The sequence below is a fragment of the Streptomyces sp. NPDC048514 genome (genome assembly GCF_043199955.1).
Taxonomy (GTDB): Bacteria; Actinomycetota; Actinomycetes; order Streptomycetales; family Streptomycetaceae; genus Streptomyces.
In genome coordinates this window covers 427,037-440,471 of the sequence record NZ_JBICWT010000004.1, presented here as the reverse complement: position 1 = coordinate 440,471, position 13,435 = coordinate 427,037, and the positions used below count along the sequence as shown (strand labels likewise).

The window sequence follows — 13,435 nt, the reverse complement described above, 5'->3', positions numbered from 1 at the left end:
CACCCGGATGTGCGCCGGGTGCCGTGAACAGCGCATCGCGGGCCGGTTTTGTTACTGCTGTCACAGGGAAGAAGATCGCGTCCTGAGCTGCGTGGCACCCGGCTCGGGGGACCCGGTAGCGTGAGTCGACGATTCACAAGGTCCCCCATTGGTAGGAGTCCCGGTGACGCAGAGTGGACAGGGCGAGGAGCCCTCGGCGCGGCCCGCGCACGAAGGCATCGTGCTGCCCTCCGACGGAGGCGAGCCCCTGCTGCCCGGCATGACCGGCGCGCCTGCCGCCACGACCCCGGCCGGCGGCCAGGCCTGGGGCGGTTCGTGGGGTCCCGAGCAGCACAACCGGCAGCCGGACCAGGGCTGGCCCCCGGCCGCCGCCCCGCAGTGGGGCGCGCCCGGCGATCCCGCCGGGCAGCCCGCGTCCGCCGCCGGCCCCGGCCCGCTGCCGCCGGAGGGCGCCCCCGCGCCGTCATACGGCGCTCAGCCGTCCGGCTACGGCCCCGGCGGGCAGGATCCGCAGTACGGCGCTGCCTACGGCGGCCCGCAGCCCGCCTACGGCACGCCCGACCCGTACCAGCAGCACCACCAGGCCCAGCAGGGCCAGCAGCACCAGCAGCAGGGCCAGCAGCACCAGCAGCATCTGGCCCACCAGGACCAGCACCAGCACGAGCAGCGGCACCCGGCGCCGGCCGTGCCGCTGCCGCCCGCGGTGCCGGAGGCGTACCCGGGTGCGAGCGGACCGCTGCCCCCGACGGCCGACGGCGCCACCCAGTACATCGCGCCGGTGCCCGCGGCCGACGGCGCCACCCAGTACATCCCGCCCGTCCAGGCGGCCCACGCCGAGGGCGCGACCCAGTACCTCCCGCCGGTGCCGGCCGGGTCCGCCGACGGTGCCACCCAGTACATCCCCCCGGTGGCGGCCGGCGCGCTGCCGCCGGAGTCGGCCGGTGAGCAGACGCGGTACCTCGGCCCCGTGCCCCAGCAGGCGCCCGCGCACTCCGACGCGGAGGCCACGCAGTACATACCGCCCTACGCCGCCCAGGCCCAGGGCGCCGACCGGCAGCCGCCGGCCGAGTTCGACAACCTCTTCCGCAGCGGTCCCGGGGGCGGTGACGGCCCGGCCGGGTCCACCCAGCAGCTCCCGCGCGTCCAGCAGCCGGACGCCTACTCCGGCCCGGCGCGGCCGTCGTACGGCACGCCCCCCTCCTCCTACGACCCCTACGACTCCTCCCAGGAGGACGAGGGGCGGCGCGGGGGCCGGTCGCGGGTGCCGCTGATCGCGGCCGTCGGGGTCGGGATCGTCGTGATCGGCGTGGGTGCCGGTGCGCTGCTCAGCGCCGGTGGGGGGGACAAGCACCCGGCCGACGACGGCAAGACGGTCGCCGCCGCGTCCCCGGCCACCCGGGACTCGGCCTCGCCCGCGGCCGACCCGGCCCGGCAGCAGGCGGTCGCACTGGACAAGCTGCTCGCCGACAGCGGCAGCAGCCGTGCCTCGGTGATCCAGGCGGTGGCCGACGTCAAGCAGTGCGACAACCTCGACCAGGCCGCCTCCAGCCTGCGGGGCGCGGCCAGGCAGCGCGGCCAGCTGGTCACCCGGCTCGGCAAGCTGACCGTGGACAAGCTGCCGGCCAACGGTGATCTCACCGCAGCGCTGACCGCGGCCTGGCAGGCATCAGCCGCGGCCGACAACCACTACGCGGCCTGGGCCGGCCAGGTCAAGGCCGGCGGCCACAAGGGCTGCAAGAAGGGCCACGCCCGCACCACCGCCGAGACCCAGGCCGGCAACCGGGAGAGCGGCACCGCCAGTGCGCAGAAGGCGAAGGCGGCGGCCCTGTGGAACGCGATCGCGGGGAAGTACGGGCTGACCCGGCGCCAGCCCACCCAGCTGTGACGAGCCGCCCCACCACCGGCCCGCCCGGCTGTTGACGAGCCGCCCCACCCCCGGCCCGCCCGGCTGTTGACGAGCCGCCCCACCCCCGGCCCGCCCGGCTGTTGACGAGCCGCCCCACCCCCGGCCCGCCCGGCTGTTGACGGGCCGGCCCGCCCGGGACGGGCTGCCGTCCGCGGGGCGCGGATCCGCAATACCCCGCAGGCCGGTGCCCCGCGGGCGTTTTGTCCGCGTTCGCCGCCGGTGTTCCGGCCCGGTTCGCCGCGGTCACCCCACGTCCGCGTTCACCAGCGTGTCGGTCATGTCGGCGATGCCGTTGGTGCCGCCGACGCCCTTGCGGGCCGCGACCAGCTTGCCGTTCTGGACGACCTGGAGCGTCACGTTCGCGTTGACCAGCCGGGAGAAGCCGACGGCGGCGAGCCTGCTCTCGTAGGGCCAGTGCAGGGTCGGGGTGAGGCCGCCGGTGGAGACGCGCAGGCCGTCGTCGAGGGTGTGGCGCACGGTGCCGGAACTGACCTCGCCGCCGCCGATCCTGTCCAGCACGGCCTTGAGCACGGTGTAGGCGATCCACGTGGTCTGCACTCCGGCGTCCGCGGGGTCGATGCGGTTGTCGCCGAAGGCCTCCTCGTTGATCACCTTCTTCATCCGGTCCCACCGCGCGTCCGACGCCGGCGGGTACCAGCCGGTGATGTACGACCCCTCGTACGGCCCCGACGCCCCGCCCGTCGCGTTGATCACCGTCTGGTCGACGCTGCCGATCACGGTCGCCGTGCGCACCTCGGGGAAGTCGTCCCGGGAACGGCGGAAGGAGTCCATGAAGGTGTCGGTGCGGTCCCCGAGCGCGGGCACCACGCAGCCCTTCCTCGTCACGTCCTTGGTCGCGTAGCCCAGCGCCTGCTGGGCCTGGCCGCCGTACTCGGTGGCGTCCTCGGCGGCCAGCCGGTCGCCGGCGTCCGCGTGGCCGCCGGCCTCCAGCCCGGAGTCGAGCATCGCGGGCAGTTCGTCGCCCGCGATGCTGTCGGGGCGCACCAGGGCGACATTGCCGCAGATGGCCGCGAGGGCCTTGCCCAGACCGGCCAGGAGGGCGGGCTGGCCGCCGTTGACCGGGTACGACATCGAGCCGGTGAACTCGTCGTTGGTGACGCCGTAGCCGCCTATGTAGGGGATGCCGGCGCCTTCCAGGGGGGCGAGGTAGGAGTCGCCGAACTGGCTGTAGGAGCCGACGACCGCGACCACGTCCTCGTCGGCCGCCCGCCGGGCGCACTTCGCCGCGCCCACGCTGTCGTTGTGGTCGTTGCAGGTCAGGACCTCGAGGTCGCGGCCGTCGAGGCCACCGTGGGCGTTGATCCACTTCGCGTAGGCGCGGGCCATCGCGGGCATGCCGGGTTTGTTGGTGGCGTCGGTGTCCTGCGGAGCCCAGGTCATGACCTTGACCGGGGCGTCCCCGGAGCCCCCCGTGGCACCGGGGACGACCCCGCATCCCGCCGTGAGCGACGCACAGAGGGCCGTGGCGCCCAGGGACAGGGCGAGGGCTCTGCCGGGGCGCGGGAAGGAAGGGCGGAAAGTACTGCTGGTGCGTCGCCTGCCGGTCATGGACACGCACGATTCCCTCACACTGCTAACCCCCGAGTGATCAGAGGGCAACGAAAGGTGACATCAGAGTGAATTGGAGGGGCCGGTGAGGGTCGTGTGACCGGGAACGTACGATCGACGACCGTGCAAGGTTCGGAGAACTCTTCCCGTCGCGGCCGTCGCTCCTCCACCATGGGCGGCATGCCCTTGAACGACATGCCTTGGTGGCGCTGGCGCAGCAATGTGCGCTCGGCGCTGCACATGCTCTCCGACCCGGTCTTCCAGCAGGAGGTCTGGCTGGCCGGCGTGGACGGGTTCGGCGACGTCACCGACGCCGTGTACCGGCTGGTCGAGGACACCTGGCTGGACAACTGGTCGGCGGAGAAGTACGTCGGCACGATATTCCGGGACTCCCAGGAGGCGGCCCTCGTCGACACCGCCGTGCTGCGGCTGCTGCGGATCATGCACCAGGTCGGCCCGGACGCGCCCGTGGCCGCGTATCTGGACCACCACGGGTGGCCGGAGGCGGTGCGGGCGGCGCGGGACGCGCACGTACGCCTCGCGGCGAGCGACGGCGACGACGCGGACTCGGCGCCGAAGAGCCTGGAAGTCCTGCGGATCCTGACGCGGACGGCGTAGGCGGGCTCCCTCTCCTCCGGTGACCTGCGGCGCCGGGCGCGCCCGTCCGTCCCGTCCTGCGGGACGGCGCCCGCTGCGGGCGGCCGACATGAGAACCTGTAGCGCATGAACGAGCAGTCCGCGGCCGCCGCCCCGGCCGACCAGTACGTCCTCACGCTCTCCTGCCCGGACAAAAAGGGCATCGTGCACGCCGTGTCCAGCTATCTGTTCATGACCGGCTGCAACATCGAGGACAGTCAGCAGTTCGGCGACCACGACACGGGCCTGTTCTTCATGCGCGTCCACTTCTCGGCCGAGGCGCCGGTGACCGTGGAGAAGCTGCGGGCGAGCTTCGCCGCGATCGGTGACTCCTTCCGCATGGACTGGCAGATCAACCGGGCCGACGCGAAGATGCGCATCCTGCTCATGGTCAGCAAGTTCGGGCACTGCCTGAACGACCTGCTGTTCCGGGCCCGGATCGGCGCGCTGCCCGTGGAGATCGTGGGCGTGGTCTCGAACCACACCGACTTCGAAGAGCTGGTGGGCTCTTACGGCATTCCCTTCCACCACATCGCGGTGACCAAGGACACGAAGTCGCAGGGCGAGGCCAGGCTGCTGGAGATCGTGCGCGAGGAGAACGTGGAACTGGTCGTCCTCGCCCGCTACATGCAGGTCCTGTCGGACGACCTGTGCAAGCAGCTCAGCGGCCGGATCATCAACATCCACCACTCCTTCCTGCCGAGCTTCAAGGGCGCGAAGCCGTACCACCAGGCGCACGCACGGGGCGTGAAGCTGATCGGCGCGACGGCGCACTACGTCACCGCGGATCTCGACGAGGGGCCGATCATCGAGCAGGAGGTCGAGCGGGTCGGCCACGAGGTGAGCCCGGACCAGCTGGTCGCCGTCGGCCGTGACGTGGAGTGCCAGGCGCTGGCGCGCGCGGTGAAGTGGCATGCGGAGCGGCGCATTCTGCTCAACGGCCGACGCACGGTGGTGTTCGCCTAGCGACCGGGGGCCCGCGCCGGACCGAGGCCGCCGCCGAATCCGGACGCACCCCCCGCATCCGGCTCGGCCCGCCCCCTACATCCGGCTCAGGGAGGCCGCCGCGAACAGTACGTCCTTGATCGCCTCCCGGTCGCCCACCTGTCCTGCCGCCGCCTCCTCCGGGGGCACGTGGCCCGCGGCCAGCCGGCAGAACTCCACCCCGTCCAGCGCGACATGGGCCACCTCGAAGTCCGCGGAGCCCACCGCCGCCGGCGAGTCCAGCGGGATCAGCCACTCGCCGCCCGCCGTGCCCTCGATCTCCAGCCGCAGACTGCGTCCCGGCGTACCCGCGGTGACGAGGTGCGGGGCCGCGCCGGGCGCGGACAGGCCGGCCCGGCGCCGCTCGGCGAGCGCGACCGGCAGCATCCGCGCCGCGAGGTCGATCATCCGGTTCAGGTGGCGCGGTGCGGGCGGCTCGTACGGGTAGTCCACCGCCTCCGCGATGTCCTCGGCATGCACCCAGCACTCGAAGGCGCGGTCCAGCATCGCGTCGTGCAGCGGCAGTTCGAAGTCGCCGTACGCCACCGCGAGTCCGCTCGACCGGCCGCCCGTGAACGACACCGTGCGCACCAGGCTGTGGCTCTGCTCGCGCCACGGCGCCCGCACCGAGCGGGTGGGCGGGAAGTGGGAGGCCCGCCAGAAGGCCTCGGTGCGCCCGGCCGGGCCCACCGCGCCCTCCGCCGCCTCGGTGACCTCGGCCAGTGGGTCCTCGAGGCCCAGCGCGGCCGCGATCAGCCCGTCGACCGACAGCAGGTGTGCGATCACCCCGGCGACGGTCGTACGACGGCTCGCCGGTGTGTCGGCCTCGAACCAGCGCAGCCGCACGGGCGCATGCCACTCCGCGTCCCCGAAGTCCTGCAGCAGGGCGTCCAGGCGCGCTGTCTCGGCGTCGTACGGCGCCGCCCAGCCGGGCACGGGGATGTGCGGCGGCCGGCGGTCCAGGCAGCTCGCCAGGACGCGGGTGCGCAGCCCCGGGTCCAGGTCGAGGCTCTCCGGCTGGTGCAGCAGTCCGACCGCCTCGCGCAGCCGGCGGGCCTCGTCGGCGCAGCTTCCGCAGGCGCCGAGGTGCTCCTCGACGGCGGCCGTCTCGGCCGTCGAGCAGGCGGCCAGCGCCCAGGCGCCGAGGAGCGATTTCAGGACATCGTGGGACAGGTCGAGCGCCACGGGCCGGAGGTCCCCCGGATCGGCGAGGCCGGGCAGCGGAAACCCACCGTCCTCGACGGAGGCGCGGGGTGGCGGTATGCGCGAAGACCCGGACGGTTGGAACCCACCCGGGCCGCGCGTCACGTCACCCGAGCCGGTTCCGTCCGCTTCGGGGCGTTCGTGCTCGCCGTGTTCCTCGAACCGTCCGGGCCCGCTCACGCCGCACCTCCGTATCCCGGAGGGGTCCCGGCGTCGTGGGCGGTGGACAGGAGTTGCAGGCCGAGGCGGAGCCGGCGGCGGGCCTCGTCCTCGGTGACGCCGAGGTCGCCGGCGGTCTGGCGGTAGTCGCGGCGCTGGAAATAGGCCAGTTCCAGCGCGGCCCGCAGCGGGGCGGGCATGGAGTGGACGATGAAGTCGGCGCGGGCGGCGACCGAGGCGCGGCGCACCGTGCGCTCCAGCTCCTCCGTGGCGCCGGCCTGCCGGGAGAGCGCGGCGGTCTCGCTGTCGCGCAACCGCTGCACGGCGATCCGGTGGGTCACGGCGGCGACCCAGGAGCGCAAGGGGCCCTGCCTGGGGTCGTAGGTCTCGGGGTGCTCCCAGACATGGGCGAAGACCTCGCGGGTGACGGTGTCGGCGGCCTTCTCGTCGCCGAGGACGCGGTGGGCGAGGCTGTGCACGAGCGAGGCGAAACGGTCGTACAGCTCGCCGAGGGCGGCGGCCTCACCGCGGGCCAGCCGCTGCTGCATCTTGCGGTCCCAGCGGGGCGGTACGTCCTTCTCGGCCATGTGGTCCCCTCCCCTCGCCCGTGTCCCGGCGTCCAGCCTGTCCGTGCCGTCACCTCGAATGTAGTCGGCACGTCTGACAGTGCACGCCCCTTTGTGTCAATGTGCGCCCCCCGAAGCGCCGCAGGTGATAGTGCCCTCTTCACACAACCTTCACGCCACGCCTGTATATCCCCGATCGAACAGGATCGATAGTGACCGAAACAAGCCCCTAGCCGATCGGCCACCGTTTGTTGCTCTACGTTTCAGGGAACGGCCGCTGGGCAGCCGCGCGAAAAGAAGCGTAGGAACTGCTTCCGTTTCCGGGCGGTTCCGGGAGATCCGGCGAGCGGAGGGGCATGGTCGTGGCATTCAACGTGACCGGCGACGAACAGGGCGAGTGGGCCGTGCTCCGGGTGACCGGGGAACTGGACCTGATGACCTCGCCGGTGCTGCGGCAACGGGTGCACGACGTCGTGGCCGAGGGGCACCACAGCCTCGTCGTGGACCTCTCCGACGTCTTCTTCTGCGATTCCAGCGGCGTCGGCGTCCTCATCGCGGCCCGCCGGCTGATCCGTTCCTGCCAGGGCCGGCTGCGGCTGATCCTGCCCGACCGGGGCGCCGAGGACGGCTCGCACGTCAACCGGGTCCTCGGTGCGCTCGGCGTCCGCCGCCTCTTCGACGTCCACCCCGACCTGGACTCCGCGACCACGGACGAGGCGGGCCCGCTCTCCGCCTGAGGGGTGCACGCGCCGTCGCGACAAAGCCACACCGGTGTCGCAGAATCTCCCCGGTCCCGGTACAACCGCCGGATTCGTGCCGACCGGCGGCCGCCCGCGTCGTACGCTCCCAGCCAGACGGACCCACGCACAGGTAAGGCGGTCGGACAGACATGGTCAGCACCGAGTACGAGCGCAGGATCGCCGCCCGGTTCGCCACCTTCGACCAGGACGGCAACGGCTACATCGACCGGGAGGACTTCAGCGCGGCGGCCAAGGCCCTGCTCGCCGAGTTCACCGTGCCCGCCCGCTCCGGCGAGGGGCAGGCGCTGTACGCCGGAGCCGAGGCATTCTGGCAGGGCATGGCCGGCATCGCCGACCGGGACGGCGACCAGCGGATCACCCGCGAGGAGTTCGTCTCCGGTGCGGTCAAGCGCCTGCGCGACAACCCGGACCGCTTCGCCGAGATCGCCCGCCCCTTCCTGCACGCGGCCCTGGCGGTGGCGGACACGGACAAGGACGGCGGGCTCACCGTCACCGACACGGCACGCGTGCTCCGGGTCCTGCGGGTGCCGGAGCAGATGGCCGGGACGATCGCCGCCGCCCTGGACGCCGACGGTGACGGCAGGATCGGCGAACCGGACATCGTGCCCGCGTTCGCCCGCTACTTCACCGTCCCCGAGTAGCGTTCCCGCAGCCGGTACTTGAGCACCTTGCGCAGGGTGTCGTTGCGGGGGAGCGCCGCCACGACCTCCAGGCGCTCCGGCAGCTTGTGCACGGACAGGCCCGCCGAGCGGAGGTGGGAGACGAGGCCCGGCAGGGTCAACCCGGTGGTACCGGGACGCTGTTCCACCACCGCGCAGACCAGTTCCCCGCGTTCGGGGTCCGGCAGGCCGATCACCGCGACGTCCCCCACCGCCGGGTGCGCGGCGAGCAGGTCCTCGATCTCCTTGGCGGAGATGTTCTCGCCCTTGCGGATGATCACGTCCTTCAGCCGCCCGGTGAGGACCAGATGGCCGGACTCCGTCAGCCGCCCCAGGTCCCCGGTGCGCAGGAAGCCGTCCGCGTCGAAGGCCGCCGCCGTGTGCGCGGGGTCGAGATAGCCCTGGCAGACGGCCTCGCCGCGCAGCCGTACCTCGCCGTCCACGATCCGGATCTCCATGCCCTCCGGCGGGCGGCCCTCGGTGGTGGCGAGGTTCTCGGCGGTGTCCCGCGGATCCCCCATGGTGATCATCGGGACCTCCGTCATGCCGTACCCGTGGGTGAGCTGGACGCCCATCTCGCGGACCACCGAGCGGTACAGCTCCGGCGGCTTGGGGGCGCCGCCGCCCGCGAGGAGCCGCAGGGAGGGGATCACCTTCTCGCCCGGCCGCTCGCGCTGCTCGGTCAGGAACATGGAGTAGAAGGCCGTGGAGCCGCCGGCCACCGTCACCCCGTGCCGCCGGTACTCCGCCAGCGCGTCCGGCAGGGCGAAGTGCTCGAACATCACCGCCGGGAAACCGTAGAGCAGGAGCATCACCGTGTAGTCGGGGCCGGCTATGTGGGCGTAGGGGAAGGCCATCGAGCCGACGTCGGCCGGAGTCAGGCGCAGCGCGTGGGCGAGGCAGGAGCCGCCCGCGATCAGGGAACGGTCGGTGTGCAGCACACCCTTGGGGTCGGAGGTGGTGCCCGACGTCCAGTAGATCCAGCGGACCGAGGTGCCCTCGGCGGGCGGGTCGGGCAGGACGGACGGATCACCGTCGGGGAGGCGGTCGTACGCCTCGAAGACCCCCTCGGCGCCCAGGCGCCGTGCCATCTCCGTGTGGTCGTGGCCGCGCCACATGCCCGGGCTCGCGAAGAACTCCGCCCTGGACTCCCGGAGCGCGAAGCCGACCTCGCGGTCCCGGTAGAAGGGGATGACCGGGGACTGCACGGCGCCGAGGCGGGCCAGCGCGAAGGACAGCACGGCGGTCTCTATGCGCGTGGGCAGCTGCCAGGCGACCACCGTGCCGGACCGCACGCCCATCCCGTACAGACCGGCGGCGACCCGTTCGGCGCGCTCGCGCAGGGCGCCGAAGGTGAGCGTCCGGTCCCCCTGGAGCAGTACCGGTCGCTCGGGGGTGAGCCGGGCGCGCCGGTCGACCAGCTCCCACAGGGTGCGGCAGGCGCTCAGGGCGTGTGCGGTCGTGTCGTTCACTTCGGCCCCCTGCTCGAACTGACGGTCAGTCAGATAGTGGGCCGAGCGTAGGGCCGTGCGCCTTGTCGGTCCAGGGGTGCGCCGCTAGCCTGGCGGGCACGACACAGATCTGACGATCCATCAGATGAGTAGGTGGGTGCCATGGCCGAACTGCCCCGCATCATCAGCGTCGACGACCACGTGATCGAGCCCGCCCACCTCTTCGAGACCTGGCTGCCGGCCAAGTACCGGGACCGGGGCCCGCAGCCGCTGACCGCCGGCATCGGGGACCTTGCCTACGTCGGCGGGAAGTACCAGATCACCATGGATCCGCAGGGGCAGCCGACGGACTGGTGGATCTACGAGGACCTGAAGTTCCCGTACAAGCGGAACATCGCCGCCGTCGGCTTCGACCGGGACGAGATGACCCTGGAGGGGATCACCCGGGAGCAGATGCGGCGCGGCTGCTGGGACCCGAAGGCACGCCTGGCGGACATGGACCTCAACCACGTCGAGGCCAGCCTCTGCTTCCCGACCTTCCCGCGCTTCTGCGGCCAGACCTTCGCCGAGGCGCACGACAAGGAGGTCGCCCTCGCCTGCGTGCGCGCCTACAACGACTGGATGGTGGAGGAGTGGTGCGGGGACAGCGGGGGACGGCTGATCCCGCTGTGCCTGATCCCGCTGTGGGACGTGGAGCTGGCCGTCGCCGAGATCCGGCGCAACGCCGGGCGCGGGGTGCGGGCCGTCACCTTCTCCGAGATCCCCACCCACCTCGGGCTGCCGTCCATCCACTCCGGATACTGGGACCCCTTCTTCGCCGCCTGCCAGGAGACCGGGACGGTCGTCAACATGCACATCGGCAGCAGCTCCCAGATGCCCGCCGCCTCCCCGGACGCGCCGCCCGCCGTGCAGGCCTCGCTCAGCTTCAACAACGCCATGGCCTCGATGATGGACTACCTCTTCAGCGGGGTCCTGGTGAAGTTCCCGCGCCTCAAACTCGCCTACTCCGAAGGCCAGATGGGCTGGATCCCGTACGCCCTGGAACGCGCCGACGACGTGTGGCAGGAACACCGGGCCTGGGGAGGGGTGCGCGATCTGGTCCCCGAGCCGCCCTCGACGTACTACTACCGGCAGATCTTCTGCTGCTTCTTCCGGGACAAGCACGGGGTCGCCTCGATCGACGTCGTCGGCCGGGACAACGCCACCTTCGAGACCGACTACCCGCACGTGGACTCGACCTTCCCGCACACCAAGGAGGTCGCCCTCGACCATGTGAAGGGCCTGGACGACGAGACGGTCCACAAGCTCATGCGGGGCAACGCCATCCGCATGCTCGACCTGGACCTCGACGAGCCGGACTCCTGATGGACCTGTCCTGCACCCCGCAGGAGGAGGAGTTCCGGGCCCGGCTGCGGGAGTGGCTGGGCAAGGTGCTGCCCACCCTGCCGGCCGCGCCCTCGCCCGGCGACTGGCCGGGCCGGCGCGCCCACGACCTCGGCTGGCAGCGCATGCTGTACGACGCCGGGTACGCCGACGTCCACTGGGACGCCTCCCCGACCACCCGGCTGATCTTCCTGGAGGAGACGGAGAAGGCGGGCGCCCCCTACGTCGGCGCCAACTTCGTCGGGCTGCTGCACGCGGGACCGACCATCGCCGCCGAGGGCACCCCCGAGCAGCGGGCGCGCTGGCTGCCGCCGATCCTGCGCGGTGAGGAGGTCTGGTGCCAGGGGTTCAGCGAACCGGGCGCCGGCTCCGACCTCGCCTCGCTGCGCACCCGCGCCCGGCGGGACGGCGACCACTACGTGGTCAGCGGATCCAAGATCTGGACCTCGCACGCCGAGATCGCCGACTGGTGCGAACTGCTGGTCCGCACCGACCCGGACGCGCCCCGGCACCGGGGCATCACCTGGCTCGCCCTGCCGATGGACGCCGACGGCGTCACCGTACGTCCGCTGCGCACGCTCGCCGGCTCGGCCGAGTTCGCCGAGGTGTTCCTCGACGAGGTGCGGGTGCCGGTGACGAGCCGGGTCGGCGCGGAGAACGACGGCTGGCGCGTGACCATGGTGACGCTCTCCTTCGAGCGCGGCACGGCCTTCGTCGGGGAGGTCGTCGCCTGCCGCCGTACCCTCGCGCAGCTCGCCCGTGCGGCGCGGGCGAACGGCCGCTGGGACGACTCCGCGCTGCGCCGCCGCCTGGGGCTGCTCGACGCGGAGTTCCGCGCCCTGTGGCGGCTGATCCAGTGGAACGTCAGCGAGGCGGAGGCGAACGGCGGGGTGCCGGGCGTCGGGGGCTCGGTCTTCAAGCTGCGCTACTCGCACGCCCGGCAGGAGCTGTACGACGCCGCCGCCGAGGTCCTCGGGCCGGACTGCCTGGACCTGGACCGCCCCTGGGTGCTGGACCGGCTGTCCGCCCTGTCGTACACCATCGCCGCCGGCACCTCGCAGATCCAGCGCAACATCGTGGCCGAGCGGATCCTGGGCCTGCCGAAGGAGAGATGAGCGTGCGCTTCCAACTCACCGATGATCAGCGTGCGTTGCGTGCGGGCATGCGGGAGCTGCTGGGCCGGTGCTTCGGGCGGGAGGCGCTGCGGGCGGCCGTCGACGCCCCGGGGCTGATCGACCGGACGCTGTGGCGGACACTCGGGGAGGCGGGGTTCTTCGCCCTGCGGCTGCCGGAGGCGGACGGGGGGGTCGGCCTGGGGCCGGCCGAGGCGGTGCTGGCCTTCGAGGAGGCGGGGCGGGCCCTGCTGCCGGGGCCGCTCGTGGCCACCCATCTGGCGGCCGGCTCGGTGCCCGGCGCGGCCACCGGGGAGACCGTCGTGGCGGCAGTGGACGGCGCTCTGGTGGAGTGGCTGGACGCCGCGGACGTCGTCCGCGGGGAGGCCGCGGGTGCCGTGCCGGTGCGCTCGGTGGATCCGCTCACGCCCCTGCACCGGGTGCCCGGCGGCGATGCCACGGATCCGGTGGCCGACCTCCTCGGCGCGGCCGAGCAGCTCGGTACGGCCACCCGGGTGTGCGAGCTGGCCGTGCAACACGCCCGGACGCGGGAGCAGTTCGGGCGGCCGATCGGGGCCTTCCAGGCCGTCAAACACCTGTGCGCGGACCTGCTGGTGCGGGCCGAGACGGCACGCGCCGCCGTCTACGCCGCTGCCGTGACCGCCGACCCCGCCGACATCGCCGCCGCCCGGCTGCTCGCCGACGAGGCCGCCGTGCGCGGGGCCCGCGACTGCCTCCAGGTGCACGGCGGCATGGGCTTCACCTGGGAGGCGGACGTGCATCTGCATCTGAAACGGGCCTGGGTGCGGTCCCAGCGCGGCCGGGGAAGCACGTGCCGTGCGGAGCTGCTCGCCGAGCGCCTGGTGGCCTGAGGGTCCGGCTCCGTGCAGGGCCGCCCCACCGGAAAAGCCATGGCCCAAGATGTAACGGATCGTGGCGCGGTGGAATCACGGAGCGTCGATACCGGGTTGTGTCCTTCGCGTGACTCGTCACGGCCTGGAGTCGGGTGCCCGCTCCGGTACCTTGTGTGGGATGCGAGTGGCTGC

The 13,435-nt window shown here is 72.8% G+C and carries 12 protein-coding genes; 8 read left to right on the top strand and 4 right to left on the bottom strand.

What is annotated here, in order from left to right; genetic code table 11:
* Positions 1 to 163 precede the first annotated feature (163 nt).
* Positions 164 to 1,885: a hypothetical protein gene (locus tag ACGFT2_RS10730; RefSeq protein ID WP_393275744.1), complete on the top strand. Its 1,722-nt coding sequence runs from the start codon at positions 164 to 166 to the stop codon at positions 1,883 to 1,885.
* 264 nt (positions 1,886 to 2,149) lie between these two features.
* On the opposite strand, the gene ACGFT2_RS10725 is transcribed toward ACGFT2_RS10730, so the two are convergent.
* A complete protein-coding gene (locus ACGFT2_RS10725; protein WP_393275741.1) occupies positions 2,150 to 3,475 on the bottom strand; it encodes an ABC transporter substrate-binding protein in 1,326 nt (441 codons plus the stop codon).
* A 171-nt stretch (positions 3,476 to 3,646) separates the two neighbouring features.
* Between ACGFT2_RS10725 and ACGFT2_RS10720 the strand changes: the two genes are divergently transcribed.
* Positions 3,647 to 4,093, top strand: coding sequence for a hypothetical protein (locus ACGFT2_RS10720; RefSeq protein ID WP_393276321.1), 447 nt, complete (start codon positions 3,647 to 3,649; stop codon positions 4,091 to 4,093).
* Between the two features lie 105 nt (positions 4,094 to 4,198).
* Positions 4,199 to 5,077 (top strand): formyltetrahydrofolate deformylase, encoded by an 879-nt coding sequence (gene purU / locus ACGFT2_RS10715; RefSeq protein WP_393275738.1) that lies wholly within the window; start codon positions 4,199 to 4,201, stop codon positions 5,075 to 5,077.
* Between the two features lie 75 nt (positions 5,078 to 5,152).
* Here purU and ACGFT2_RS10710 read toward each other — a convergent pair whose 3' ends face one another.
* Together ACGFT2_RS10710 and ACGFT2_RS10705 are read right to left on the bottom strand one after the other, a co-directional pair.
* On the bottom strand, positions 5,153 to 6,478 hold the full coding sequence (locus ACGFT2_RS10710) for a zf-HC2 domain-containing protein (RefSeq protein ID WP_393275735.1): 1,326 nt from the start codon (positions 6,476 to 6,478) through the stop codon (positions 5,153 to 5,155).
* A complete protein-coding gene (locus ACGFT2_RS10705) occupies positions 6,475 to 7,044 on the bottom strand; it encodes a sigma-70 family RNA polymerase sigma factor (protein ID WP_393275733.1) in 570 nt (189 codons plus the stop codon). Before ACGFT2_RS10705 ends, ACGFT2_RS10710 begins: the two co-directional genes overlap by 4 nt.
* 335 nt (positions 7,045 to 7,379) lie before the next feature.
* Between ACGFT2_RS10705 and ACGFT2_RS10700 the strand changes: the two genes are divergently transcribed.
* Entirely contained in the window at positions 7,380 to 7,760 is a 381-nt protein-coding gene (locus tag ACGFT2_RS10700; RefSeq protein ID WP_393275731.1) for an STAS domain-containing protein, read from the top strand.
* A gap of 152 nt (positions 7,761 to 7,912) precedes the next feature.
* Complete coding sequence (locus ACGFT2_RS10695; protein ID WP_393275728.1) at positions 7,913 to 8,425, top strand: EF-hand domain-containing protein; 513 nt, start codon at positions 7,913 to 7,915, stop codon at positions 8,423 to 8,425.
* On the opposite strand, the gene ACGFT2_RS10690 is transcribed toward ACGFT2_RS10695, so the two are convergent.
* Positions 8,404 to 9,915, bottom strand: coding sequence for a class I adenylate-forming enzyme family protein (locus ACGFT2_RS10690; RefSeq protein WP_393275725.1), 1,512 nt, complete (start codon positions 9,913 to 9,915; stop codon positions 8,404 to 8,406). The genes ACGFT2_RS10695 and ACGFT2_RS10690 overlap by 22 nt on opposite strands.
* Before the next feature lie 141 nt (positions 9,916 to 10,056).
* On the opposite strand from ACGFT2_RS10690, the gene ACGFT2_RS10685 reads away from it, so the two are divergent.
* Genes ACGFT2_RS10685 through ACGFT2_RS10675 form a run of 3 tightly spaced genes read left to right on the top strand, consistent with a single transcriptional unit; the run spans position 10,057 to position 13,261 of the window.
* Positions 10,057 to 11,259, top strand: a complete 1,203-nt coding sequence (locus ACGFT2_RS10685; protein ID WP_393275722.1) for an amidohydrolase family protein — start codon at positions 10,057 to 10,059, stop codon at positions 11,257 to 11,259.
* The gene (locus ACGFT2_RS10680) at positions 11,259 to 12,392 is read left to right on the top strand and encodes an acyl-CoA dehydrogenase family protein (protein WP_393275719.1); all 1,134 of its coding nucleotides are present in this window, start codon (positions 11,259 to 11,261) and stop codon (positions 12,390 to 12,392) included. The genes ACGFT2_RS10685 and ACGFT2_RS10680 overlap by 1 nt, the downstream gene beginning before the upstream one ends.
* A 2-nt stretch (positions 12,393 to 12,394) precedes the next feature.
* Entirely contained in the window at positions 12,395 to 13,261 is an 867-nt protein-coding gene (locus tag ACGFT2_RS10675) for an acyl-CoA dehydrogenase family protein (RefSeq protein ID WP_393276318.1), read from the top strand.
* Positions 13,262 to 13,435 lie beyond the last annotated feature (174 nt).

Coding starts and splice junctions, on each gene's coding strand:
- purU (WP_393275738.1), top strand. CDS start 4,199: ATGAACGAGCAGTCCGCGGCCGCCGCCCCGGCCGACCAGTACGTCCTC.
- ACGFT2_RS10705 (WP_393275733.1), bottom strand. CDS start 7,044: ATGGCCGAGAAGGACGTACCGCCCCGCTGGGACCGCAAGATGCAGCAG.
- ACGFT2_RS10720 (WP_393276321.1), top strand. CDS start 3,647: ATGGGCGGCATGCCCTTGAACGACATGCCTTGGTGGCGCTGGCGCAGC.
- ACGFT2_RS10695 (WP_393275728.1), top strand. CDS start 7,913: ATGGTCAGCACCGAGTACGAGCGCAGGATCGCCGCCCGGTTCGCCACC.
- ACGFT2_RS10685 (WP_393275722.1), top strand. CDS start 10,057: ATGGCCGAACTGCCCCGCATCATCAGCGTCGACGACCACGTGATCGAG.
- ACGFT2_RS10680 (WP_393275719.1), top strand. CDS start 11,259: ATGGACCTGTCCTGCACCCCGCAGGAGGAGGAGTTCCGGGCCCGGCTG.
- ACGFT2_RS10700 (WP_393275731.1), top strand. CDS start 7,380: ATGGTCGTGGCATTCAACGTGACCGGCGACGAACAGGGCGAGTGGGCC.
- ACGFT2_RS10725 (WP_393275741.1), bottom strand. CDS start 3,475: ATGACCGGCAGGCGACGCACCAGCAGTACTTTCCGCCCTTCCTTCCCG.